Below are 23,803 nucleotides of genomic sequence, written 5' to 3'. Positions count from 1 at the left end.
TCCTTGGAATATCCTTTTATACTTACAGAGTGGCCCTTATAAAACACAAGGGAAGTGATGAAAATGAACGTTTACGAACATCTGGTACGACCGGAACTGTCAGGCGATTTAAAAAAAGATGTGTATGCTTTTCTCACCGCAAACGGACACCGCAAAACCGCGGAGCACTGCATGAAGGTGGGCGAGCAGACCCGTGAACTGGCCGTCCGCTTCGGGGCGGACCCGGAAACAGCGGCGCGGTCGGGCTATTTACATGACATCAGCGCCGTATTTCCCAACGATGCGCGTATTTCCGTGTCGGTTCAGCTTGGGATCGAGGTGCTTCCGGAGGAAGAAAGCTTTCCAATGATCATTCACCAGAAGTTGTCGAAAGCGATGGCACGGGATCTATTCGGAGTGGCGGACCCCGGGATCTTAAGTGCGGTTGAATGCCACACCACCCTCAAAAAGCAGGCATCGCAGATGGATAAGCTGCTTTTTACGGCCGACAAAGCAGCCTGGGATCAAACGGGCACGCCCCCGTACCTTGAAGAACTGAATAGAGGCCTTGCGATTTCGATAGACCATGCGGCTCTTGCCTATATCCGTTACTTATGGAGCCGGAAAGACACGCTCAGAGTCGTTCATCCATGGCTCAAAGAAGCGTACGCGGATTTGTCGCGGCACATTGAAAGTGAGTCGCAAACGTGCGGAACATAAGCCGGGGTAAGATTATCGCGCTGTCAGTCGTTCTGATCGTTGTACTGGCTCCGTTTGCCTATGTTCAGGGAAATAAAATCGTGTATGCGGAACGGGTAAAAAGCTATCTGATTCAAGAAAGAAGCTATAAAGAAGAGGAACTGGCATCGGTCAAAGGGGTTTGGGGGATGAAACTTCCTTCCTTCTATACAGTCGTTGTTTTTAAGGATGAGCCGGAAGTGAATTATGTTTATTTTTCGCATAACGATGTCCTGCAATTCGATCAGCGGATTACTCCGAAAGGAGTAGAAAGGGGGATAACGCCTGAAAAGCTGAAACACAGGGAAAAGCGAAAGGAAGGGTAGGGGTTGAAACCCGGAATAACGGATCTGATTTTTTGTAGACGAAACAAATAAATGTTGCCAATAACCAAACGTTATTATATTATGTTTGAGTGATTAATAAACAAATCGAGATATTGTTTGTTAAAAGATTTCCTTTGAGTGTGAACAAAATCTCGGTGGAAAATCACAGGAAGGGGCACGTAGTCGTGTTTAAAAATGCTTTTGTCAGAACGATTATTTTATCCAACGTTCTGCTGCAGCTTGGCGTCTGGGTAAGAAACTTTGCCATTCTGCTGTATGTGACGGATATAACGAACAACAATCCCAAGTTTGTGTCGTTAATCTCAGTCGCTGAATTTACTCCGATTTTTCTTTTCGCGATTATCGGCGGAACGTTCGCGGACCGGTGGAAACCGAAGCGGACGATGATCGTTTGCGATCTTCTCTCGGCGTTGTCCGTATTCGCCGTCCTGCTCGTCGTGATGTACGGTTCGTGGCAGGCGCTGTTTTTCGCGACGCTGGTGTCGGCGATCTTGTCGCAATTCTCCCAGCCGTCCGCGTTAAAGCTGTTCAAACAGCATGTGCCGGAAGAACAGCTTCAAGGTGTGATGGCGATGTTCCAGACGTTGATGGCCATCTTTATGGTATTCGGCCCGATTCTCGGAACATACGTTTACCAACATTACGGTCTGGAAATCTCGATAGCGGTCATGGGGGTTTGTTTCATCGCTTCCGCAGCCGTTCTTACCTCGCTTCCTGCCGATCTGGAGAATCCGTCCAAAGCCGAACGCAACTTTACGCAGGAATTGAAGGACGGACTCCGTTACGTCTGGAACAGCCGCGCGCTGAAGACGCTTGGGGGAACATTCGCCGTTTCGGGCTTGGCGGTAGGGATTATCCAGCCTTTGGCGCTGTTTATCGCCATTGAAAACCTCGGGCAGGATAAACTGTTTCTGCAGTGGCTTCTGGCAGCGAACGGAATAGCTATGCTGGTAGGCGGCGGTTTCGTTATGGCTCTTTCGAAAAAAATGCAGCCGCAATCGCTGCTTGCGGCCGGGCTTATCGCCAGTACCGTCGGAACGATAGGAATCGGCTTATCCACGAGCGTGCCGCTTACGATCGGCTTCCAAGTGCTGACGGGACTGTTTTATCCTTGCATTATGATCGGAATCAACACGATGATGATGAAAAATACGGAAGCCGCTTTTATCGGCCGTGTCGGAGGCGTGCTTACGCCCATGTTCATGGGCTTCATGGTAATCGGCATGTCGGCAGCGGGGGTTATGAAGGCTGCATTCTCGCTTCAAGCGGTCTATGCCGGAAGCGGAATCCTCTTCTTCCTCGGCGCGCTGCTGCTGCTTCCGTTGATGCTGCGGCATCCGGAGTCTCCCCGTGAGAGTCAAGGTGCCGCAGCGGCGGCGGACACGGTCGACTAGCTTAGGGCATTCAAGGTCTTCCCGCAGCAGCGTCGTATGATGCCGGTTAACCATCCCAAAAAACGCCACCCCTCAGCGAGAAGGGGTGGCGTTCTTTTTGGGGCGTTAAGGCGCGGCTTCAACCGACTGCGGCTGCAATCCGGCGTGACGGCTGAGCGCGCGGGTCAGCGTACCGTCTACCAGATCGCTGATCCGTTTCATCATCGTTTCGGGCAGCTCCTTCATGCCCGTCTTGACCCATTTGACGACGATGCCTACGAACGCGAAGGTGTAAAATTCCGCGATAAAACTTTTGTCCGCATCCGATACGTCAAGGCCTCCGGAAGCATCGTCCACTACACGTTTAATCATATCCTTGGTAGCCTCGAACAAATAGCCGTCAAATGCGTTTTGCCCCGGAGTCTTGAGCGCGTTGACATAAAACAAGCGATTTTTCATCAAATAGTGCAGGATTTGTACGGCCATGTCGCTCCAATGCCCGTAATCGCGGTAATCGGCGATGCTTTCCACGGCTTCCGAATAATAAATCCAGTGAACCAGGTCGTATTTGTCTTTAAAATGATAATAAAAGGTCTGTCTGTTCAGTCCGCTGCCGGAGGAAATATCCTGGACACTGATTTTCGCCAAAGGTTTCGTTTCCATCTGCTTTTTAAGCGATGCGGCCAGCGCTTTTTTGGTCGTTTGCGAATCGGTCATGATGTCACCTCGATATGGTTCTCACACTCCACTTTCCAGTATAAAGGAATTGTGATCTTTTTAAAAATAGAGGAACGGTGAAGTACGGTTCGTTAACGGAAAAATCGGTTGCAAATAAATAGACAATCCCGGCAAAGTGTTTAGTTTTGGACAATTCACTGGAATTGTCTATTTTGCGGGAGCCGTTTTTCACGTTACACTGGAAATGATTACATAAGGCATCCATGTAAGTGGTAATTTTAGCTGGCAACCGCCAGAGAGCGAGCAAAAAATGGATAGCCGTTCCTTTCTTTTCAAATAGTAAAGAAGATGTGTAAGTACCAGTATGGCATGAACAAGGAGGGCGAGAGTGTCTTGGCTAAATCAGAACCTTTAATTCCGCAGCCCAAAACATACGGGCCGCTCGGCAATCTTCCGTTAATTGATAAAGAAAGCCCGCTGCAATCCATGATGAAACTAGCGGATGAGCTGGGTCCCATCTTCAAGCTGGAGATGCCGGGCAGAACGCAGCTGCTGATCTCCAGCCACGAGCTGGTCGCGGACGCGTGCGACGAATCCCGTTTCGATAAGAAAATCGGAGCCGCTCTTTCGAATGTGCGCGCGTTTGGGGGAGACGGGCTGTTTACCGCCCATACGGACGAACCGAACTGGCAGAAGGCTCATCATATTTTGCTGCCGACGTTCAGTCAGCGCGCCATGAAGGGGTACCACGACATGATGGTGGACATTGCGGTCCAGCTCATCCAGAAGTGGTCCCGGCTAAACGCGGACGAAATCATTGATGTGCCGGAGGATATGACGCGTTTGACACTGGATACGATCGGATTGTGCGGGTTCAACTACCGGTTTAACAGCTTTTACCGGGAGCAGCCGCATCCTTTTATTACAAGCATGGTAAGAGCGCTTCACGAAGCGATGAATCAGACCCAGCGTCTCGGACTCCAGGATAAGCTGATGGTCATTACGAAGAGACAATTCAATCATGACATCCAGGCCATGTTCGCCTTGGTGGACAAGCTGATTGCGGAACGCAGGGCCCGGGGCACGGAAGGAATCGACGACCTGCTGTCCCACATGCTGAACGGCAAAGACCCGGAAACGGGCGAGTCTCTGGACGACGAGAATATTCGCTATCAGATCATTACGTTCCTGATCGCGGGCCATGAGACCACGAGCGGACTTCTCTCGTTTGCCCTATATTTTCTACTTAAAAATCCCGACAAGCTCCGGAAGGCGTACGAAGAAGTGGACCGCGTACTGACCGATCCCGTGCCGACTTACGCACAAGTCCGCGAGCTTAACTATATCCGGATGATCCTAAACGAAGCGCTGCGGCTGTGGCCGACGGCTCCCGCTTTTGTGCTGTACGCAAAACAAGACACCCTGCTGGCCGATAAATATCCGCTGCAAAAAGGGGACAGTCTGACGGTGCTCATTCCGAAGCTTCACCGGGACAAATCCGTATGGGGGGATGACGTGGAATCGTTCATTCCCGAGCGGTTCGAAGATCCCGGTAAAATTCCTTACGATGCGTACAAGCCGTTCGGCAACGGCCAGCGCGCCTGCATCGGACAGCAGTTTGCCATGCAGGAGGCTACGCTTGTGCTCGGGATGGTTTTGAAGCATTTTAACATTAGGCAGCATACGGATTACGTCTTGAAGGTGAAAGAAACGCTGACGATGAAGCCCGAAGGCTTCACGATGAAAGTGGAACCGCGCCATCAGGGAGCTGTTGTCACCATTCCGGGTGCCGCGGTACCCGCGGCGGCGGACAAGCAGGTCAAAGAACAAGCCGCGCCGCTCAGCGTCAATGCCCATAACACCCCGCTGCTTGTGCTGTACGGCTCGAACCTAGGCACGGCCGAGGGAATTGCCCGCGAGCTTGCCGATGCGGCGAAATACCAGGGCTTCCGCCCGGAGATCGCATCCATGAACGATTACGCGGGCAAGCTGCCGAAAGAGGGCGCCGTGTTCATCGTGTCCGCCTCCTACAACGGCAAGCCGCCGAGCAACGCCAAAGACTTCATGGATTGGCTGGAAAGCGCGGAGCCGGGCGAAATCGCCGGCGTACGGTTCGCCGTGTTCGGATGCGGCGATCATAACTGGGCGAGCACGTACCAGGACGTTCCGCGCCGGGCTGACGAGCTGCTCGCTTCCAAGGGAGGCCAGCGCCTTGCCGGACGAGGAGAAGGCGACGCGAGCGGCGATTTCGAGAAGCAGCTGGAAGACTGGCGCGAAGCGCTGTGGCCGGACGTCATGAAGGCGCTGGGGCTGGAGCTCGCCGAGATTTCGGAGAAGGAGAAAAGCTCGCTCAGCCTGCAGTTCGTGAGCGGCTTCGCCGGCACGCCGCTGGCGGAATCCTACGACGCCGTACACGCGCTCATCGCCGGGAACACGGAGCTTCAGCGCGAAGGAAGCGGGCGCAGCACCCGCCGGATCGAAGTGAAGCTGCCCGAAGGCGTGACTTACCGGGTCGGCGATCACCTGGGCGTCCTGCCGCGCAATTCGCGCGAAAGCGTGGCGCGCGTACTTCGCCGGTTCGGGCTGCAGGGCAGCGATCACCTCATCCTGAGCGGAAGCGGACGGAGCGCCGCCCATCTGCCGCTGGACCGCCCGGTGAGCCTGGACGATCTGCTGGGCCACAGCGTGGACCTGCAGGAGGCGGCGACCCGGGCTCAGCTGCGGGAGCTGGCGGGCTGCACGGCGTGTCCGCCTCACAAGCGAGAGCTGGAAGCCTTGCTGGAGGAGGACGCGTACCGCGAGCAGGTATGGAAGAAGCGCGTGTCCATGCTCGACCTGCTGGAGAAGTACGAGGCGTGCGAGCTGGGGTTCGAGCGCTTCCTGGAGCTGCTGCCGCCGCTGAAGCCGCGGTACTATTCGATCTCCAGCGCCCCGCAGCTGCAGCCGGAAGCGGCGAGCATCACGGTCGGAGTCGTGAAGGGACCGGCGTGGAGCGGTCGCGGCGAGTACCGGGGCGTGGCGTCGAACTACCTGGCGGAGCGCCGGGAGGGCGATGCGATCGTCATGTTCGTCCGGACGCCGGAATCGGGCTTCGGGCTGCCGGACGATCCGAAAACGTCGGTCATCATGGTCGGCCCGGGCACGGGCGTGGCGCCGTTCCGCGGTTTCCTGCAAGCGCGAAGCGCGATGCGGCGGGAAGGAACGGAGCTGGGGGAAGCGCACCTGTACTTCGGCTGCCGGTGCGAGAGCGACTACATTTACCGCGAGGAGCTGGAAGGCTATGAGCGGGAAGGTATCGTCAAGCTGCACACCGCGTATTCGCGGGAGGAAGGAACGCCGAAGACATACGTGCAGCACCTGATGAAAGAGAATGCGGCGGAGCTGATCGCCCTGCTTGAACAAGGCGGGCGGCTGTATGTATGCGGAGACGGAAGCCGGATGGCGCCGGACGTCGAAGAGCAGCTTCGGCAGGCTTACGCGAATATCCGTCAAGTAAGCCCGGACGAAGCCCGGAAGTGGCTGGACGGCTTGCAGACGGACGGGCGCTACGCCAAAGACGTCTGGGCGGGAATTTAGCGGTTATCGTTGGAACTGAATTGAACGGGATCACCCGAGATAAACAATTACAGAAAGAAAGCCTTCGTAAGCGGGTAAATCGCTTGCGGAGGCTTTTTTGACTGCCGTTTTTTTGCATGAAGGCATGAGCAAAAGAGAGGACGCAGCAGTGCCGTCCTCTCTTTGACCTGATTTTCCTTATCGACGTCCAACTTTGGTTCTTACTACTCCCACGTCCGAAGCATTGATGGCGATTGCGTTGCCGCCTTGCCCCGTACGAGCTTGCGCTGCTTGCTTAACGATGACAGTAGTACGAGATTTTTTTACTTTCGTGACTTTCACTTTCACGTGTTTCTTCTCGTGTTTGTGTTTCTTCCAGTGTCTAGACATGTTTTTCACCTCCTTTCCAAGCGGGTTGCCCCGTTAACGTTTTTTGTCTTTCTTAAACACTTTCACATTTGCCGCGTTGCTTGCCAGTGCATTTCCGTTGCGTGTTTTGGCGACTGCGGTCTGGAAGATTTTGATGACAATAAATTTGTTTTTTCCCACTTTATGGGTATAGGATTTGGTCTTCGTATGAACCACTGGATGAGACCTCCTTATCCGTTAAGTTATCCGTAGTATATTAAGAGAGGGAGCTAGCCGAAGCGGCAGATGACAGAGGAGAAGAGTTCATTTTGGAAAAAGGTAGGAAAAGAGCCGACAGGCATGCAAAAGCTGCCATGTTTTCCCGCAAGTAAGGGTGGGAAAGAGGAGGGTTTTAAGGTAAGCTTAGGCTAGCGGAAATGACCTCCCAAATGACCCCGAAAGGAAAAAGCGGAATTCATGGCTATTTCAGACATCGTGTCCTATGTAACAAATGAAGACAATTTAAAACATCTGCTGGAACAATACCGGTCGCTCGGTCCGTTTCCGGGTATTTTGCTTACTTTTATGAAATCGTTTGTCCCGCCCCTGCCGACTTTGCTCATCGTTGGGGTGAACGCGGCGGTTTACGGGCTCTGGGCCGGTTTTCTTTACTCATGGATCGGAATCGTGAGCGGCTGTCTCGTCACCTTCCTGATCGTCCGTAAGATCGCCGGTCATCCTTATCTCGAAAGGCTGGCCCGCAAGCCGAAAATCGCAAGAACGACGAAGTGGATCCGGCGGAACGCATACAGCTACGTTTTTCTGCTGAGCCTGTTTCCCGTGGGTCCGTTCGTGGTCATTAATATAGCGGCGGGACTGGCCGGCATGCGCCTTCGTTCTTTTCTGATGGCCGTTCTGATCGGCAAAGGGATCATGGTGTTCACCGTTTCGTATATCGGCTACGATGTGGCCAAATATATCGAGAATCCGTACCAGCTGCTCTACGTTCTCCTTTTTGTCGTCGTATCGCTGATCGTCAGCAAAAAGATAGAGAGGCGGTTTTCGTCCGGACAAACGATGGAGCTCGAATAGCGCTCGGCTCTGATGTACGCCCGTTGTGAGCGGGCACCTTGTCCTACGCCACTTGGCTGCTTTGCGCTTGTACTTCTTCCGCTTTCGGATAATGTTCCGGCTGAAGGCATATATATGAAGGAATGCAGGATATGAATGCGGATTGCGGAGAGGAGCTAGGCTAGTGAGCGGATACGGTTATAGGGCCGGCCCGGCGGATTATCACAAAAGTTCCGGCATGCCCAATCTCGCCTTTAACGTACGCGATAACGTGCTGTTTAAGCGCAATGAGGACAACGTGGCGTACGAAGTCACCTCAACCCAGCTTCCGCCTATGACGGGTGGAGCTTTTACGGATCTGTGGCTCGGCAGGGGACATATCCGGGAACCCCACTGGCATACGAACGCATGGGAGCTCCATGTCATTGTAGCGGGGGAAGCGGAAATTTCAGTGATGTGCCCCGACAGCCCCCAGCTGGTGAATTACCGCGCTAAGGAAGGGCAGGTCGTTTTTGTTCCCGCAGGCTGGTGGCACTGGATTACGGCGGTTTCCGAGAAGGTGCATCTTCATGCGTTCTTCAATCACGGTCAGCCCGAGACGGTCCACGGCTCCGATATCCTGCGGCTGACTCCGCCGGAAGTGCTGCAGAACGCTTACAATGTCAACGCGGCTCTTGTCGGCAAAGCTTTCGCGCCGATTACGGAATCGGTCCGTATCGGACCGCCGTTTTCCGTGCAGAGCGAACCGGGAAAACCGGCCAACCCGGGCCAGCCCTACCTTAACGAAAAAAAGAAAACCTAGGCTTCCGCGGGCGCAAAACCCGGGAGGAACTCAGGCAAGCCGGGGAGCTGCGCCAAGCCTACCGGGAAAAGTTCGCGGCGAAGATGGAGCGGCAGCAGGTCGACGTCCTGCTTTTTCGGGATCTTCCGGATTATCCTCCGGGTAAACTTGCGGCGGCTTCTTTGCCGATCACCGATAACTAACTAACTGTCAGGAGGAACGGGTATGCCCGGAGTACTTTTTAAAGAAAACGTTCGGATAGAAACGGGGACTACCTGGGAAGAATGGGTCGTCAAGCTCCGGCAATCCGTGAACGAGCTTTGGTCGCACGAGGAAATCAGGGATCACATTTGCGGCTGTTACGGCGTTTCAGGCGAGTGGGGAGAATGGCTGGCAGCTATGTACGCTCCCTATTTGGGCAGGACTCCCGTCGGTGTGACAAAGGACGCCGGCGTTCAGATCGGGGTAAGAAAAACGGTTGCGATATCCGCTCCGCAAGCCTGGAACTATCTGACTTCGAGAGAAGGATTGGCGTTGTGGATCGGAAGCGTATCCTTGTTTCCTTTGGAGAAAGGAGCGGAATTTGCTTCTGCCGAAGGCATTACGGGGAAACTTACCGTGGTCGATCCGTTTCGAAAGCTCCGAATGACCTGGAAGCGTAAAGAATGGCCGAACCCCTCGCGTCTTCAAATTACTTTGACGGCGGCAAAGTCGGGAGGAACCACGATTTCCATTCATCAGGAAATGCTGGACGATGTGTACATGCGGGAACTGATGAGACGGGAGTGGGAGTCCGTGCTGAATCGTATCCAGGAAATGGATGCGGAGGAATACAAAAGGGTGTAAACTATAGAGAACGGATCACGCATTTCAAATCTGTTCAAAGGCGGTGCGGAAGATGAAGCTGAACCATCTTAATTTGACGGTTACGGAAGTCCCGGCGACTCAGGCTTTTCTGGAAACGTATTTCGGTTTGACAACGCGGAGTACGCGTGGAAGCGCGTTCGCGGTATTGTCCGATGACAACGGAGCGGTGCTGACCCTGATGAAAGGCGCGGAAGTCAACTATCCGAAAACGTTTCACATCGGGTTTATCCAGGAAAGCGAAGAGAAGGTAAACGAGATCAACCGGCGTCTGAAAGAGGACGGATTCGATGTGGAACCGCCTCAAAGAATGCACGGCTGGACATTTTATGTAAAAGCCCCGGGCGGCTTTGTCGTCGAGGTGCTGAGCTGAAACCGTCAAGGAGGATTCATCGAATTGGACATCCGCTATAGTCATTCCAACGAAGTCAATATAGACGAGCTCCGGGAGTTGTTCCTGTCCGTAGATTGGGAATCGGGCAAACACCCTGAAGAGCTGCATCAGGCGATTCTGAATTCCCATTCGGTCGTGACGGCCTGGCACGGCGATAAGCTGGTCGGGCTGGTCAACGCCCTTTCCGACGGGGTCATGACGGCGTATTTTCATTACCTGCTGGTGAGGCCGGATTACCAGAATCAGGGGATCGGCAAAGAGCTGATGACCGAGATTCTCGGCAAGTATAGGGAATACAAAACCAAAGTGCTGATTTCTTACGCGAAAGCGGAGTCCTTCTACCGTTCGCTTGGGTTTCGGACGGAGAAGGGAGCCGTTCCGCTCTATATTTCCGAATTGGTTTAAAGAGAAGAGCATTAAAACCAAGTTGACAACTTGGAAAAATATGTTATAAGATATGGAAATAAGGCATCGTCTTGCTCCGTGCGGGGTTGAACAGCATGACTTTTTCCTATCCAGACAGCCTCAGGCGGACCCATCAGGTGATAGCCGCGGGCTGTTTTTTTGTTCACGGGAGGTGGGAATAAATTCAGATCCGGTATAAGGCTGCCTTTAAACCTTGTAATCGGGTAAGAATAGAAGGTTTAGAGCTAGGAGGGGAATTGTGCATCTCGATACGGACTTTATGTGGAAACATCTGCCCGATTTTGTGCGAGCCGGAGGGGAGACACTCAGAATCGGGGGCATCGCCATCTTTTTTTCCCTTTTCGTGGCTGTTATTCATTCGTTTATTTTGTTTTTCCGCATCCGTCCCTTGACCTGGGCCGTCCGGCTGCATATTGAATTAGCGAGAAACACCCCGCTGCTTATCCAATTGTTTTTTCTGTATTTCGCCTTGCCGCAGCTGGGGATTAAACTGTCCGCGATGACGACGGTTTTTATTGCAATGACCTTCCTGGGCGGCGGCTATTTTATGGAGGTATTCCGTTCGGGCATGGAGGCCGTAGAGAAGTCGCAGTCGGAATCGGGGCTTGCCATCGGGCTTTCGAAATGGCAGCTGTTCCGGTATGTCATCCTGCCGCAGGCGCTGCGGATTTCCATCCCGTCGTTATTCGCGAACTTTATTTTCCTGCTGAAAGAAACGACGGTCGTGTCGGCGATTGCGGTACCGGAGCTGCTTTATACGACGACCAGTTACATTTCGCTCTATTACAAAACCTACGAGATGCTTCTGATGATGACGCTCTGTTATCTCGTTATTTTTTTGCCGCTGTCCTTTGTGCTCGGTTACCTGGAAAGGAGGTACCGGCATGGCGCTTTCGGCTTATGAGCTTCTCGTCAGGAGCCTGCCTCAGCTTGGCGAAGGGCTGTGGGCGACGCTGCGGATTTCGTTTCTGACCATTGTGTTCAGCGTGGCCGGAGGAATCGGTTTCGGGCTGCTGAGAACTTCGCGCCTGTTTCTCCCGCGTCTGCTGTCCAGAGCGGTTTTGGAGCTGTTCCGCAGCGTTCCGATCCTGGTCTGGCTGTTTTTCTTTTTCTTCGGGCTGCCGATTCTGTTCGACATCCATCTTCCCGCATTCGCTTCGGCTCTGCTTGTCCTGTCGCTGTGGGGGATGACCGAAATCGGGGAAATCGTCCGGGGAGCCCTGCAATCTCTCCCCAAAGGGCAGACGGAGGCCGCAAAATCATTGGGACTGAGCGGGCGGCAGCTGCTGGTTTACGTGCTTGTCCCCCAGGCGGTCAGGCGTATGGTGCCGCCGGCGATCAACATTTTTACGCGGATTGTCATGACAAGTTCTCTGACGGTGCTGGTGGGTGTACCGGAACTGATCAAATCGGGCCAGCAGATCATTGAACGCCATTACACGCTTTCTTACGCCTCCGTCGTTATTTACGGCTTGATGGCACTAATGTATTTTGCCTTATGCTACCCGCTGTCCGTGTTCTCGCGAAGACTGGAAAAAAGATGGGCCGACTAGCCTGCTGTACGGCCGGAAAGGAGGTTCTTATGGGGGAAGCGCTTCTGCAGCTTAGACAAGTGGAGAAATCGTTCGACGGGCACCGTGTGCTCAAGCGGATTGATCTGGACGTGGCACCCGGAGAGGTTGTCGTCATTCTGGGCCCCAGCGGATGCGGCAAAAGCACGCTGCTCCGGTGTTTGAACGGGCTCGAACCGATAGAGGGAGGCACCCTTTTGTTCAAAGGGGAAGACCTGAACGCCGGGAAAGTGCCTTGGCGGGTAACCCGGCAGAAAATCGGCATGGTTTTTCAGAGCTATCATCTGTTCCCGCATATGACGGTGCTCGATAACATTTTGCTGGGACCGCTAAAAGTACAAAAACGGAGCCGGCGCGAAGCGGTCGCGGATGCGGAGAAGCTGCTGTCGCGCGTTGGCCTGCTGGATAAAAAGAACGCTTATCCCCGACAGCTATCGGGCGGCCAGCAGCAGCGGATCGCCATCGTCCGGGCGCTTTGCATGCGGCCCGAGGTGATGTTGTTCGACGAAGTCACGGCGGCGCTCGATCCCGAGATGGTGAAAGAAGTGCTGGAGGTGATGCTGGACTTGGCCCGGGAGGGCATGACCATGCTGATCGTGACCCACGAGATGAGATTCGCCCGGGCGGTTGCCGACCGGATCGTTTTTATGGACGGGGGCGAAATTTGCGAAATCGCATCGCCGGATACGTTTTTCGCCAGCCCCCAAAGCGGCCGCGCGAAACAATTTTTGAATCAGTTTTTCGAAATGGAGACGGGAAAAGGGAGAGAAGAAACATGAGAAAAACGATCGCCATATGGGCGGCGGTTCTTCTGCTTGCGGGCGTATTGGCCGCTTGCGGAGCCGTCAAAGATCCGAAAGACGCCGCGGGAAGCGGAGCCAAACCCGCATCGGCCGGAGAGAGCGGCGGAGGAAGCATCCAGAAAATCAAAGACCGGGGCAAGCTGATCGTAGGCGTATTCACGGACAAGCCCCCGTTCGGCTTTACCGACGACAAAGGGAATAAGATCGGCTTCGACAGCGATCTGGCCAAACGTTTCGCGAAGGACTTGCTTGGAGACGAATCGAAGATCGAGTTCGTGACGGTCGAGCCCGCCAGCCGCATCCCGTTTCTGCAAAGCGATAAGGTGGATCTCATTGTGGCGAATATGACGGTGACCGACGAGCGCAAGGAAGCGGTCGATTTTACGAATCCGACGATGAAAGTCGCGACGCAGGTACTCGTGTCCGAGAAAAGCGGACTCAAGACGCTGGCCGATCTGAAGGGCAAAAAAATCATCGTCACGAAGGGGACGACCGCCGATCTTTTCTTGACGAAAAACCGCCCGGACATAGAGCTGGTGAAGTACGAAAGAAATACCGAATCGCTGCAAGCGCTGAAAGACGGGCGCGGAGACGGCTATGCGCAGGATAATTTCGTTCTGTTCGCCTGGTCCCGCCAGAACCCCGGCTTCACGCTTATCCCGGAGAAGCTGGAGAAAGAAGCGCCGATCGCTCCGGCGGTCAAGAAAGGGAATACCGAGCTCCGGGATTGGGTGAACAAGGAGCTGGAAACGCTCGGGCAGGAGAAGTTTCTTCTGAAGCTTTACGACAAGTACGTAAAAGAGGAGCTCGGCGCAAGTACCGATCCGAACGACGTCATTACAGAAGGCGGCAAGCTGTAAGCGGCGCAAGTGCAAAGCATCCCCCTCTTCCGGACCCGGGAGAAGGGATGCTTTTTTTAACGTCCGATGAGCCCGTGCGTTCCGCTGCACTTGGCTTTTGAGGTCGGGTTGATTATCATAGACGCAGGGAAGCCAATAAACACGAAGCAGTCCGTAAGGGGGGAACCGGGTGTCGCCGAGAAATGCGGAACGGGATTTACGCGTCAGAGAAGAACGGATTCAGCTCATTCTGGACGCCGCCATAACAGTCATTTCGTCAAAAGGATTCGGTGCCGCGAGCATCAGCGATATCGCAAAGGCGGCCGGCATCAGCATCGGCACGATGTACAATTATTTCAGCTCCAAAGACGAGATTTTCGCCGACGTGTTAAAGCGCGGACAGCTCGATTACGGTAAGAGAGCGGCGGAGCTTGCCGCCGAGCAAACGATGCCGCCGCTGGTTAAGCTGCACGAATTCGCCGCGGGCTGGCTTGCCAATCCGATCAATTGGGCCTACACCATCATGCTGCAGAGCGCACGGACGACCGAAACCGTCCCGGCGGAGATCAGACAGGCCGTTACGGACCGGTTTACGGCCAATCTTCAGCCGATCGCGCGCATTATGAAGGATGGACAAGGCCGAGGGGATATTAGGGCCGGCGATCCGCTGCAGCTCGCTTTTTATTATGTGAGCCTGATTCAAGGTCTTACCCTGCAGAGGGCGCCGGGTTATGAAATTCCCGTATCCATTGAGACGGACGCGCTGATCCGGTTTTTTGAAGCTTGATGCAATTCCGATTTGTCCGATAGGAAAAAGTTGTTGACAATCTTCTTTTCAGCTTGATAGAATGCTGGTAACAAACCGAATCAAAATTCAGGTTGTGAAACGAAAACCGAATTCAAACCCAGATCTTTTAACGCATTCGACCAGACGACTGGAGATTGGCGGTAGGCAAACAAGCGGGGAACGAACCTGCTTTAGCCCTGCGGCCATTTTTTATTTCTTAAAATCAATTAAGGTGATCTGTTTAGTTGGTTTATTATCGGGCTTAAATTTGAAATACATACGGAGGAGAGATACGACTATGAAAATACGGACAACGGCGCTGCTTCTGCTTGCAACGGCTCTGATCGCGGCCGGCTGCGCCAAAAATGGCGAAACGGCGCCTTCCCCGAACGGAGGCAAGCCCGATTATAAGGGGCTTACCCTTAAGCTGGGCGTCCAGGGAAGCGGGGGCATGTACGCCAAAGCGAGGGAAGAGAAATGGTTCGAGCAAGCCTACGAACCGCTCGGCGTAAAAGTCGAATGGGCGGAATTTCAAAGCGGTCCGCCCATGACGGAAGCGATGGCCTCGGACAAACTGGATTTCGCTTCCCTCGGCAATATGCCGGTCATCGCCGCCCAATCGGCCGGGATCAAGTTCGAAATCATTTCCCAGATACTCGACGGCAAGCGGAATACGGCCATAATCGTTCCGGCGGACAGCTCGCTCAAGGATATCCGGGATTTGAAGGGCAAGAAGGTTGCCGTTACGAAAGGCAGCAACGCTTACAATCTGCTGACCCGGGGATTGCACGATGCCGGAGTTAATCCCGCGGACGTTCAGGTCATCCAGCTGCAGCCGAACGAAGCGCAGCCCGCCTTCGACTCCGGCAAGGTTGACGCCTGGGCGACGTGGGACCCGTATATAACCGTCAACACGTTGACGGGAAAAGGAAAAGTGCTGGCCGAAGGGGAGACTTTGGGTGTTCTGGCCCCGTCCTTCGTCATTGTGCGCAAAGAGATTGCGGATAAATACCCGGAACTCGCCACCGTCTATTTGTCCGTTCTAGAGAAGACGAGGCTGTGGGAAGAACAGAACTCCGCGGAAGTTCTGAAACGGTATGCGGCGGATTACAAAATACCGGAAGCGGTCGTCGGGGGCATGCTGACACGTTCGAAATCGATCAATATTCCGGTCAGTGAGGCAACGGCTGCGGAGCTGCAGAAAACAGCCGATTTTCAGGAGTCGGCGGGAACGATCCGCAAGAAGATCAAAGTGGCCGACGCCATCAACAACACGTTTATCGAAGAGGCTCTTAAAGCGGCCTCCGCGGTCAAATAAGATCCGAAAGAGAGGCGCTGCACATGCTTTCGGCGAGTACCCGAAACAAACTTACGGACGGCAAACGGTTCGGCAGTACGACTGGGGCCGGAAAATCACGAAAGAAATCTCTTCTTGCGGTTAACCGGCTTACCGGAATTTTGCTTCCCCTCAGTCTGCTTGCAGGATGGCAGATCGCCGGTTCCGCCGGGTGGCTGAATCCCATCCTGCTGCCGACCCCGGCCGATATACTCGGCGAATTCGGGGCGATGCTGCTCAGCGGGGAGCTGTTCCGAAATCTCGGAGTCTCGGCCTTGAGAGTGCTGGCGAGCTTTTTGCTGGGAGGGAGCCTCGGACTTACGGCCGGGTTGTGGGTCGGATTTTCGTATAAAGCGGAAAGACTGCTGAATCCCATGCTCCAGATGCTGCGCACGCTGCCGCATTTGGCAATCGCGCCGCTGTTCATTCTCTGGTTCGGCTTCGGGGAGGAATCCAAGCTTCTTCTGATTGCGAAAGGGTCTTTTTTCCCGCTGTATATTCAAACCTTCCTGGGCATACGCTCGGTGGACAACAAATGGTTCGACGTGGCCAGGGTGCTTGAGTTCAGCCGTTTTCAGATGATCGCCAAGCTGATTATGCCCGCATCTCTGCCCAGCATCCTGCTCGGCACCCGGCTGTCGCTCGGCGTCGCATGGCTTGGGCTGGTCGTCGCCGAGATGATGGGCTCCAGCACCGGCATCGGTTTTATGATCAACGATGCCCGGTCCATGTCGCTCACGACGGTTATGTTCGTCGGTATTGTCGTGTTCGCGGTGATGGGCAAGCTGTCCGATTCGCTCGTACTGCTGGCCGAGCGCAGGCTGCTTCGCTGGAGAGACAGCTTCCGTGGGGAGGGAGGATAAGCATGGGGAAATCCGTATCCGTATCCGTATCCGTAAAAGGCTCCGGCCAAACGGTTTCGGGCAAAACGGCTCCGAACCTCTACGGCAGGACGGCCAAAGACTTAGGCTGGCTCGGAGTGTTCCCGTCCTGGACGCACGGCCTGCTTGTCCCGTTCGTCCTGCTGGCGGTATGGCAGGCGGCCGGTATGAGCGGGCTGGTCGGCAAGGAGCAGCTGCCGACGCCTTCAGACATTGTCCGGCGCTTCGCCGAGCTGGGTCTGAGCGGCGAGCTGCTGCGGCATATCGGCGTCAGCTTCGTCCGGGCCGCAAGCGGTTTTGCGCTTGGGGCGCTTGCCGGACTTCTGACCGGGCTGTCCACCGGAATCGGCAAAATGATCGAACGGACGCTGGACCCATCGCTTCAGATGCTGAGGACGGTTCCGCTGCTGGCGCTGATACCGCTGTTTATTCTGTGGTTCGGAATCGGGGAATTCAGCAAAATTCTGATGATTTCGCTGGCCGCTTTTTTCCCGGTCTACCTCAATACGTTCACGGGAATCCGGGGTGTGGATTCCAAGCTTTACGAGGTGACCCGCATTTTGCGGTATTCGCGCAGTCAGCAGCTGAGGAAACTCATTATCCCGTCCGCGCTGCCTCACATTTTGCTCGGTCTGCGTCTGGCCATGGGCGTTTCGTGGCTCGTACTCGTTTTTGCCGAACTGATGGGAACGAGCGCGGGCATCGGATACATGATCGAGGATGCCCGGACGTATTCGAATACGGATATCGTATTCGTCGGGATTATCCTGTTCGCGTGCGTCGGTTCTTTATCGGACCTCGCGGTACGCGCTTTGGAGAAACGCTGGCTGGGCTGGAGGGACACGTTCAAGGGTTGAGCGTAACATTTGAATTAGAGGAGGTTGAATGCGGATGTCTAAACGCACGGACCAGCTCCATCTGGGAGCTTTCATTTATTATGCCGGCCATCATCATGCGGGCTGGCGCCACCCGGAATCCGGGGTGGAGGGGATGTACGACTTCGACCTGTACCGCTCCATTGCCGAAACGGCCGAACGCGGCAAGTTCGACATGATTTTTTTCGCGGACTTGTTGTATGTGCAGCATGTGGATATGGCGGCCTCGGGCATGCTGGACCCGATAACGCTGCTGTCGGCCCTGGCCGCCGTGACGAAACGGATCGGCCTTACCGCCACCGTATCCACGACCTACAATCATCCTTATAATGTGGCCCGCAAGTTCGCGTCGCTCGATTATATCAGCAAGGGGAGGGCGGGCTGGAACATCGTGACCTCCCAGCTTGATATCGAAGCCCACAACTACGGTCTGCCGAAGCACCCCGATCATGCGCTCCGCTACGAGATGGCCGAGGAATTCGTCGAAGCGGTCACCCGGCTGTGGGACAGCTGGGAGGATGACGCGCTAGTGCTGGACCGGGAAGCGGGTATTTATGCCGACCCCGGCAAGGTGAAGACGGTCGATTACCGGGGAAAATGGTTCTCCAGCAAAGGGCCGCTGAACGTTCCCCGCCCTCCCCAGGGGAATCCGGTCCTGATCCAGGCGGGCTCGTCCCCGCAGGGACAGGAGTTCGCTTCCCGTTACGGCGAGGTGATATTCACCGCGCAGCAGTCGCTGGAGGCGGCCAAAGCGTTCTATGCCGCCGTCAACGGCAGGCTGTCCGGAGCGGGAAGAAAGCCGGGCAGCCTCAAAATTATGCCGGGGATATCGCCGATTCTAGGATCGACGGTGGAGGAAGCCCGGCGCAAAGAGCGGGAGCTGACGGATCTTATCCCGACCGAGCTGGCCGTTACGGCCCTTTCCGGCATGGTCAGCCACGATCTGTCGGCTTACCCGCCGGACGGACCGCTGCCCGATATTCCCGATCCGGTGGAGAAGTCCAACGGGATGAAAAGCCGCGTCCAGCTTATTATGGATACCGCCCGGTCCGAGGGGCTGTCGATCCGGGAGCTGGGGCAGAGAATTTTGGGCGCCCGGGGACACTTGCAATTCGTCGGCACACCGGAGCACCTTGCGGATCTCATGGAACAGTGGTTCCAGGAGAAAGCATGCGACGGGTTCAATGTCATGGGGCCGGTCCTGCCGGGAGACCTTGAGACGTTTACCGACGAGGTGGTTCCGATTTTGCAGCGCAGAGGCCTTTTCCGTACGGAATACAGCGGAACCACGCTGCGGGATCACTTGGGCCTGGAACGGGCGGAAGCCGGGCATTTCAGCAGACGCGGTGCGGCGGAGGTCGGCGCGAACGGGTAGGGGGTGAGCCGGTTTCCGGCGGATTGGGCGGCGATCCTCCCTGCAAGCCGTTTCCTATTGCGGGAAACGGCTTTTTAATTGGCATAAAATCAGGTTCATCCAGAAAAAGCATAAAAAACCTCAATAGATAAAAATTGCATGTTTCTGCTAAAATGAAGAAGAATCCAAGCGGAAAACTTTGGATTTCGCTTGGGCCAAAACGAGAGAGAAGGATGGGAGAAAATCATGAAAAAATTGACTTACCTGACGGCAGCGGCTTTTCTGGGACTGAGTTTGATCGGCGGTTTTGGCGTTCCTACGGCAGAGGCGGCTCAAACGACGTCTACCACTACCCCCAAAAATGTGGCGGCGGGAGGCTCCGTAACGGCAAGCGGCGAATATGCGCCGACCCAGACCAAGGAAAGCGCATTCGACCAGTCTCTTTATTCAAAATGGCTTACGTTCAGTTCCACAGGCTGGATTCAAGTCAAACTTGACACCGCGAAGACGGTTACCTCTTATACGATTACGGCCGCTGAAGATTTTCCCGAAAGAGACCCGAAAAGCTGGGTGCTCAAAGGCTCCAATGACGGATCGACGTGGACCGTACTCGATACCCGGCAAAATGAAGATTTTACATACCGCCATCAGACAAAATCCTACCCGTTAACGAACGCGTCCTCTTTTAAATATTTTAAACTCGACAGTATTACAAACCATTCGGGGGGAATCCTCCAGATCTCGGAAATCAAGTTATTCGACGGCTCCGTCGATACCTGGACCACGATTAAGCCGACCGTGACGGCCAGCGGTGAAAATACGCCTAACGAAGGCAAAGATAATCTGGTGGACGGAACCAGTGTGACCAAATGGCTGACATTCAGTTCCACGGGCTGGCTGAAGTTCGATTTCGGCAAACCGGTCACAATCGACGGCTACGCGCTTTCGGCCGCCAACAACTTTTCCGAACGCGATCCCAAAAGCTGGGTGCTCCAGGGGTCCAACGATAATGCCACATGGACGAACCTGGATTCCAAGAGCGATGAATCGTTCAGACTCCGGCATCAGCGGAATCATTACGTCCTGAACGGCAACAACACCGCTTACCAATACTACCGGCTGAACAATATTACCAATCACAGCGGGGGCATCCTACAGCTCGGTGAAGTCGAATTCTCACGTAAGGATGATATGTGGCATGCGGTGGACCCGGTCATCGAGGTCCAAAATCTTGACGCCGCAGGCAACGGCCAACTGTTCGACCAGGCGCTGCCTAACGCGACCGACGATATCCGGGTTATCGTGCGCAAAGTAAATGAACTGCTGTACAACAATCCGAGCGAGTCTCAGGGTGTGCAGAAAATCAAGGTCACGATCGAAGACGTTCCCGGAGTGGCATGGGCGTCGGGCGACCACATCCAGAAAACGGTCGGCTTCAGCTCCCGGTTTTTGCGGGACATCGCAGACATGCCGAACAAGTCGGTGCGTGACGAAATTCTCGGCGTCCTATACCATGAACTGACTCACTGCTACCAGTTCGACGACAACCGGTATGCCGACAAAAACGTCGGCGGTCTCAGCTACATGGTCGAGGGTCTGGCGGATACGATCCGCTTCACAGTCGGCTATCATGACCGTTACAACATGACCAAGGGCGGAACGTGGCAGGACGGTTACGGCACGACGGGTAATTTCTTCCGCTGGGTCGAAGACACGAAAAAGCCCGGATTTGTCCGCCAGCTGAATGCAAGTCTGACCCCGTTCGACGGACAGGACTGGACAGAAGGCAAAATCCAGGAGCTTACGGGCACGAACGTTAATACGCTTTGGACCGAGTATCAGGCGTCACTCCCTAACTAATCGCCGAAGATATTCACAGGTAAAGGCTGCCGGGAACTTCAAACCGGCAGCCTTTCTTTTTTCGAGGAACCAGGAGAGGCTCAGCTCACAACAGCCATGAAGAGCGTGGGGCGTGGGGAGAGAGACTCCCGGTTTTTAAGCTTTCTGGATGGCTAGGCTGGACGTACCGCTGCTCACATGAGGAGAAAATAACCGCTATTATGTCTCCTTAAAAAGAAAAGAAACATTTGCATCATGTTCTTGTATAATTTGTAATATGAGGTATAATATGAGTTGTATTTTCGGCATGTGTGCCGGATTCCATATTCTATCCGGGTGGCTGTGGCCATGCAGCTCACTATACGGCGGTTTTTGAAATCGCTTACGCACGCTGCCGCGAAGAGGAAAGAGGCCGTCGGCTTAGTTTGGGGCCAGGCCGCGATCCCGTGAAAGGAGGAGGATGCAGGGGTATCCGCAGGAATCATCTTTGCCGCTGCCCGCTTATCCCTAATGCTATACCCGGCCTTAGCGCCGGAAGTTGTTAAAACGCTTTCATTTTCATTGCCTATTAAAAGGAGGAATTTATAGTGACCATTCGTTTGCCCTATCAAGGGATGATCAAGATGCTTGCGGCCGGAGCCATTATGCTCATGCTGTCCATCGCGATGCTTCTTCTGATGGAAAATAAAGCTTCCGCCCACGGGTATGTCAGTAACCCGTCCAGCCGCGCCGCTCTTTGCGCCAGCGGAGTGAACAAAAATTGCGGCTTAATTATTTACGAGCCTTACAGCCTCGAAGCGCTTAAAGGCTTCCCTGCCGCAGGACCCGCCGACGGTAAAATCGCAAGCGCGAACGGCCTGTTCGCACCGCTGGACGAGCAGTCGTCTACCCGCTGGACCAAAGTTAACCTCAGCCCGGGCCCGACGACTTTCAACTGGACGCTGAAAGTTCCGCATGCGACGTCCGCTTGGAAATACTACATTACGAAGCAGGACTGGAACCCCAATGCGCCTTTGAGCCGCGCTTCCTTCGACCTGACGCCATTTTGCAACGTACCGTACAAGGGACAACCTTCCGGTTCGTACTCCGACACGTGTAACGTTCCAAGCAGAACGGGCTATCAAGTCATCCTTGCCGTTTGGGAAATCGCCGATACGGCCAACGCTTTCTACAACGTAATCGACGTGAACTTCGGCGGATCTCCGGGAACTCCGGACACGACAGCTCCGACGGCGCCGGCCGGCCTGACGGCTTCGAATGTTGCCGCTACAAGCGCAACCGTATCCTGGACGGCATCCTCCGACAATGTCGGTGTCGCCGGCTACCGGATCTTCAATGGTTCCACTCAAATCGGCACCACCAGCGGAGCGCTCAGCTACAACCTGACGGGTCTGACGGCCAATACGGCCTACGCCATCACGGTCAAAGCCGTTGACGCTGCGGGCAATGTATCGGCCGCCAGCAACACCGTCAACTTCACGACAATCGCCGGTACGACTTATCCGGCTTGGAACGCTTCCACCGCTTATACGGGCGGAAGCAAGGTGACGTACAACGGCGTCAACTATGAAGCCAAATGGTGGACGCAGGGCGAAACACCCGGCAGCAACTCCAGCGTATGGAAAGTGATTCCATAACAGCCGCCGCTGACCTTTAGTCTCGGGATGACCTCCGAATATTCGGGGGTCATCTTTTTATTCTTCCCGCACTGTTAGAGGATAGAGAAGCCCGGCCGTTCATTTGAATGAATGAGGCTGGGCTTCCTTAATCCTGCCGGCTGCGGGTCCGGCGGTATTAACTTTGCGGGCGGATTACGACCGGATAACTGAAACGCTGTCACCGGCGCTGTTGGTTACATACACCCGGCCCGTTTTGGAATTGACGCTGAGATCCGACGGCTGGGCGCCGACCTTAAGGGTGGCAATGACCTTGTTACTGCAACCGTTGATGACCGAAACGGTTCCTCTCGATAATTTCAGAGAAGCGTTAACGACGAAAATGCGGTTCTTCTTTGTATCGATACCGATAACGGAAGGCTGGCTTCCGACCTTGATCGTGTCGATAACCGCCAGTTTTCTTTCGCTGATGACGGAAACCGTATTGCCGGACGAATTTGCGGTGAAGATCCGGCCGGTTCTTACGTTGACTTTGATGTCGGCAGGAAATGCGCCCACACGGATTGTTTTAATGACTTTATTTGTTTTTCCGTTAATGACCGAAACGGTGCTGCTGTTCGTATTCGCGACAAAGATCCGGTTGGTCAGGGGATTAATCGCGATGGTATCCGGTCCTGTGCCCACTTTAACGGTAGCGATTACTTTATTGGTGGCTCCGTTGATGACGGAAACCGTGCCGGCGCTGTTGTTGGACACAAAGATCCGGTTGGTGAACGGATTGACAGCCGCATTGAACGGCGTGTCGCCTACTTTAACGGTTGTGACGACCCGGTTGGTGCGCCCGTTGATCACGGTGACGGAGTTGCTGCCCGCGTTGACGGCATATACCCGGCCGGTTACGGCGTTCAAGGCGATAGCAGCTCCATCCTTGCCGACGTCAACGGTCGATACCAGCCGGTTCGTCGCGCCGTTCACGAGACTCACGCTTGCGGTAATTCCCGTGGGATTCGCTGTTACCCCCGTGTTTAACGTGTGAACACGGTTTTTTCGGGCATTGACCACCAGGCGATTCGGTGCGTTTTCGATAGGTATGGTTTTAATGACACGATTGGTAAGTCCGTTGATTACCGCCAGTGCATCCAAGCTCCGGGTGACGAACACCCGGTTCGTGTTGGGATTGATGGCGACATGGAGGGGAGAATTTAAAGGAATCGTAGCAATGACTTTCGGTGGTGTTTTTCTTTGGATAAGGGTTGCTTTCGACATGGATCGCAGTCCTGCCTTTCTATTGGGAACTACGACACTTTATTCAAAATCGAGACAGTTGCTTATGCGCCTGCCCATGTGA

General features: G+C 54.6%; 24 protein-coding genes. 20 read left to right on the top strand and 4 right to left on the bottom strand.

Annotated features, from left to right (window positions below; all coding sequences use genetic code 11):
* The first annotated feature begins 63 nt into the window (after window positions 1-63).
* The 3 genes from KVT34_RS12740 to KVT34_RS12730 all read left to right on the top strand — a co-directional run bounded on the left by KVT34_RS12740 (window position 64) and on the right by KVT34_RS12730 (window position 2,458).
* Entirely contained in the window at window positions 64-699 is a 636-nt protein-coding gene (locus tag KVT34_RS12740; protein ID WP_217559039.1) for an HD domain-containing protein, read from the top strand.
* A complete protein-coding gene (locus KVT34_RS12735) occupies window positions 687-1,043 on the top strand; it encodes a DUF3139 domain-containing protein (protein WP_217559038.1) in 357 nt (118 codons plus the stop codon). The genes KVT34_RS12740 and KVT34_RS12735 overlap by 13 nt, the downstream gene beginning before the upstream one ends.
* Before the next feature lie 185 nt (window positions 1,044-1,228).
* Window positions 1,229-2,458, top strand: coding sequence for an MFS transporter (locus KVT34_RS12730; RefSeq protein WP_217559036.1), 1,230 nt, complete (start codon window positions 1,229-1,231; stop codon window positions 2,456-2,458).
* Window positions 2,459-2,563: 105 nt separating this feature from the next.
* On the opposite strand, the gene dhaS is transcribed toward KVT34_RS12730, so the two are convergent.
* On the bottom strand, window positions 2,564-3,154 hold the full coding sequence (dhaS, locus tag KVT34_RS12725) for a dihydroxyacetone kinase transcriptional activator DhaS (protein WP_217559035.1): 591 nt from the start codon (window positions 3,152-3,154) through the stop codon (window positions 2,564-2,566).
* Between the two features lie 330 nt (window positions 3,155-3,484).
* Between dhaS and KVT34_RS12720 the strand changes: the two genes are divergently transcribed.
* The gene (locus KVT34_RS12720) at window positions 3,485-6,691 is read left to right on the top strand and encodes a bifunctional cytochrome P450/NADPH--P450 reductase (RefSeq protein WP_217559034.1); all 3,207 of its coding nucleotides are present in this window, start codon (window positions 3,485-3,487) and stop codon (window positions 6,689-6,691) included.
* 177 nt (window positions 6,692-6,868) lie between these two features.
* Here the strand turns inward: KVT34_RS12720 and KVT34_RS12715 are convergent, their stop codons facing one another.
* Both KVT34_RS12715 and KVT34_RS12710 read right to left on the bottom strand, forming a co-directional pair.
* Window positions 6,869-7,060 carry a hypothetical protein gene (locus KVT34_RS12715; RefSeq protein WP_217559316.1) on the bottom strand — a complete coding sequence of 64 codons (192 nt, stop codon included), beginning with the start codon at window positions 7,058-7,060 and terminating at the stop codon, window positions 6,869-6,871.
* Window positions 7,061-7,093: 33 nt separating this feature from the next.
* Entirely contained in the window at window positions 7,094-7,255 is a 162-nt protein-coding gene (locus KVT34_RS12710) for a hypothetical protein (RefSeq protein ID WP_217559033.1), read from the bottom strand.
* Between the two features lie 240 nt (window positions 7,256-7,495).
* Between KVT34_RS12710 and KVT34_RS12705 the strand changes: the two genes are divergently transcribed.
* The 16 genes from KVT34_RS12705 (at window position 7,496) to KVT34_RS12630 (ending at window position 22,476) form a co-directional block, all read left to right on the top strand.
* The gene (locus KVT34_RS12705; RefSeq protein WP_217559032.1) at window positions 7,496-8,110 is read left to right on the top strand and encodes a TVP38/TMEM64 family protein; all 615 of its coding nucleotides are present in this window, start codon (window positions 7,496-7,498) and stop codon (window positions 8,108-8,110) included.
* Between the two features lie 163 nt (window positions 8,111-8,273).
* Window positions 8,274-8,891 carry a cupin domain-containing protein gene (locus KVT34_RS12700; protein ID WP_217559031.1) on the top strand — a complete coding sequence of 206 codons (618 nt, stop codon included), beginning with the start codon at window positions 8,274-8,276 and terminating at the stop codon, window positions 8,889-8,891.
* Between the two features lie 204 nt (window positions 8,892-9,095).
* Entirely contained in the window at window positions 9,096-9,716 is a 621-nt protein-coding gene (locus tag KVT34_RS12695; RefSeq protein WP_217559030.1) for an SRPBCC family protein, read from the top strand.
* A 52-nt stretch (window positions 9,717-9,768) separates the two neighbouring features.
* Window positions 9,769-10,107, top strand: coding sequence for a VOC family protein (locus KVT34_RS12690; RefSeq protein ID WP_217559029.1), 339 nt, complete (start codon window positions 9,769-9,771; stop codon window positions 10,105-10,107).
* A gap of 24 nt (window positions 10,108-10,131) precedes the next feature.
* Window positions 10,132-10,533 carry a GNAT family N-acetyltransferase gene (locus KVT34_RS12685; protein WP_217559028.1) on the top strand — a complete coding sequence of 134 codons (402 nt, stop codon included), beginning with the start codon at window positions 10,132-10,134 and terminating at the stop codon, window positions 10,531-10,533.
* 259 nt (window positions 10,534-10,792) lie between these two features.
* Window positions 10,793-11,458, top strand: coding sequence for an amino acid ABC transporter permease (locus tag KVT34_RS12680; protein WP_217559027.1), 666 nt, complete (start codon window positions 10,793-10,795; stop codon window positions 11,456-11,458).
* Window positions 11,439-12,107, top strand: a complete 669-nt coding sequence (locus KVT34_RS12675; RefSeq protein WP_217559026.1) for an amino acid ABC transporter permease — start codon at window positions 11,439-11,441, stop codon at window positions 12,105-12,107. Before KVT34_RS12680 ends, KVT34_RS12675 begins: the two co-directional genes overlap by 20 nt.
* 29 nt (window positions 12,108-12,136) lie before the next feature.
* On the top strand, window positions 12,137-12,904 hold the full coding sequence (locus tag KVT34_RS12670; RefSeq protein ID WP_217559025.1) for an amino acid ABC transporter ATP-binding protein: 768 nt from the start codon (window positions 12,137-12,139) through the stop codon (window positions 12,902-12,904).
* The gene (locus KVT34_RS12665; RefSeq protein ID WP_217559024.1) at window positions 12,901-13,788 is read left to right on the top strand and encodes a transporter substrate-binding domain-containing protein; all 888 of its coding nucleotides are present in this window, start codon (window positions 12,901-12,903) and stop codon (window positions 13,786-13,788) included. The genes KVT34_RS12670 and KVT34_RS12665 overlap by 4 nt, the downstream gene beginning before the upstream one ends.
* 169 nt (window positions 13,789-13,957) lie before the next feature.
* A complete protein-coding gene (locus KVT34_RS12660; RefSeq protein ID WP_217559023.1) occupies window positions 13,958-14,554 on the top strand; it encodes a TetR/AcrR family transcriptional regulator in 597 nt (198 codons plus the stop codon).
* A gap of 298 nt (window positions 14,555-14,852) precedes the next feature.
* Window positions 14,853-15,872, top strand: coding sequence for an aliphatic sulfonate ABC transporter substrate-binding protein (locus tag KVT34_RS12655; RefSeq protein WP_217559022.1), 1,020 nt, complete (start codon window positions 14,853-14,855; stop codon window positions 15,870-15,872).
* Window positions 15,873-15,895: 23 nt separating this feature from the next.
* Window positions 15,896-16,753, top strand: a complete 858-nt coding sequence (locus KVT34_RS12650) for an ABC transporter permease (RefSeq protein ID WP_217559019.1) — start codon at window positions 15,896-15,898, stop codon at window positions 16,751-16,753.
* 2 nt (window positions 16,754-16,755) lie between these two features.
* Window positions 16,756-17,628 (top strand): ABC transporter permease, encoded by an 873-nt coding sequence (locus KVT34_RS12645; protein ID WP_217559017.1) that lies wholly within the window; start codon window positions 16,756-16,758, stop codon window positions 17,626-17,628.
* Window positions 17,629-17,662: 34 nt separating this feature from the next.
* Window positions 17,663-19,021: an LLM class flavin-dependent oxidoreductase gene (locus KVT34_RS12640; RefSeq protein ID WP_217559015.1), complete on the top strand. Its 1,359-nt coding sequence runs from the start codon at window positions 17,663-17,665 to the stop codon at window positions 19,019-19,021.
* A gap of 225 nt (window positions 19,022-19,246) precedes the next feature.
* Window positions 19,247-20,860, top strand: coding sequence for a basic secretory protein-like protein (locus KVT34_RS12635; protein WP_217559012.1), 1,614 nt, complete (start codon window positions 19,247-19,249; stop codon window positions 20,858-20,860).
* A 566-nt stretch (window positions 20,861-21,426) separates the two neighbouring features.
* Entirely contained in the window at window positions 21,427-22,476 is a 1,050-nt protein-coding gene (locus tag KVT34_RS12630; protein WP_217559010.1) for a lytic polysaccharide monooxygenase, read from the top strand.
* A 174-nt stretch (window positions 22,477-22,650) separates the two neighbouring features.
* On the opposite strand, the gene KVT34_RS12625 is transcribed toward KVT34_RS12630, so the two are convergent.
* A complete protein-coding gene (locus tag KVT34_RS12625) occupies window positions 22,651-23,721 on the bottom strand; it encodes a YncE family protein (RefSeq protein ID WP_217559008.1) in 1,071 nt (356 codons plus the stop codon).
* Window positions 23,722-23,803 lie beyond the last annotated feature (82 nt).

It is taken from the genome of Paenibacillus sp. GbtcB18 (assembly GCF_019091125.1).
Classification (GTDB): domain Bacteria; phylum Bacillota; class Bacilli; order Paenibacillales; family NBRC-103111; genus Paenibacillus_F; species Paenibacillus_F chitinolyticus.
The sequence above is the reverse complement of the archived record's forward strand: the minus strand, read 5'-3'. Positions and strand labels throughout refer to the sequence as shown.

Bases quoted from the DNA above. Each gene is read 5' to 3' on its own strand.
- KVT34_RS12695 (WP_217559030.1), top strand. From the start codon at position 9,096: ATGCCCGGAGTACTTTTTAAAGAAAACGTTCGGATAGAAACGGGGACT.
- KVT34_RS12720 (WP_217559034.1), top strand. From the start codon at position 3,485: ATGAACAAGGAGGGCGAGAGTGTCTTGGCTAAATCAGAACCTTTAATT.
- KVT34_RS12715 (WP_217559316.1), bottom strand. From the start codon at position 7,060: ATGTCTAGACACTGGAAGAAACACAAACACGAGAAGAAACACGTGAAA.
- KVT34_RS12740 (WP_217559039.1), top strand. From the start codon at position 64: ATGAACGTTTACGAACATCTGGTACGACCGGAACTGTCAGGCGATTTA.
- KVT34_RS12625 (WP_217559008.1), bottom strand. From the start codon at position 23,721: ATGTCGAAAGCAACCCTTATCCAAAGAAAAACACCACCGAAAGTCATT.
- KVT34_RS12670 (WP_217559025.1), top strand. From the start codon at position 12,137: ATGGGGGAAGCGCTTCTGCAGCTTAGACAAGTGGAGAAATCGTTCGAC.
- KVT34_RS12645 (WP_217559017.1), top strand. From the start codon at position 16,756: ATGGGGAAATCCGTATCCGTATCCGTATCCGTAAAAGGCTCCGGCCAA.
- dhaS (WP_217559035.1), bottom strand. From the start codon at position 3,154: ATGACCGATTCGCAAACGACCAAAAAAGCGCTGGCCGCATCGCTTAAA.
- KVT34_RS12675 (WP_217559026.1), top strand. From the start codon at position 11,439: ATGGCGCTTTCGGCTTATGAGCTTCTCGTCAGGAGCCTGCCTCAGCTT.
- KVT34_RS12690 (WP_217559029.1), top strand. From the start codon at position 9,769: ATGAAGCTGAACCATCTTAATTTGACGGTTACGGAAGTCCCGGCGACT.
- KVT34_RS12640 (WP_217559015.1), top strand. From the start codon at position 17,663: ATGTCTAAACGCACGGACCAGCTCCATCTGGGAGCTTTCATTTATTAT.
- KVT34_RS12655 (WP_217559022.1), top strand. From the start codon at position 14,853: ATGAAAATACGGACAACGGCGCTGCTTCTGCTTGCAACGGCTCTGATC.
- KVT34_RS12665 (WP_217559024.1), top strand. From the start codon at position 12,901: ATGAGAAAAACGATCGCCATATGGGCGGCGGTTCTTCTGCTTGCGGGC.
- KVT34_RS12650 (WP_217559019.1), top strand. From the start codon at position 15,896: ATGCTTTCGGCGAGTACCCGAAACAAACTTACGGACGGCAAACGGTTC.
- KVT34_RS12705 (WP_217559032.1), top strand. From the start codon at position 7,496: ATGGCTATTTCAGACATCGTGTCCTATGTAACAAATGAAGACAATTTA.
- KVT34_RS12635 (WP_217559012.1), top strand. From the start codon at position 19,247: ATGAAAAAATTGACTTACCTGACGGCAGCGGCTTTTCTGGGACTGAGT.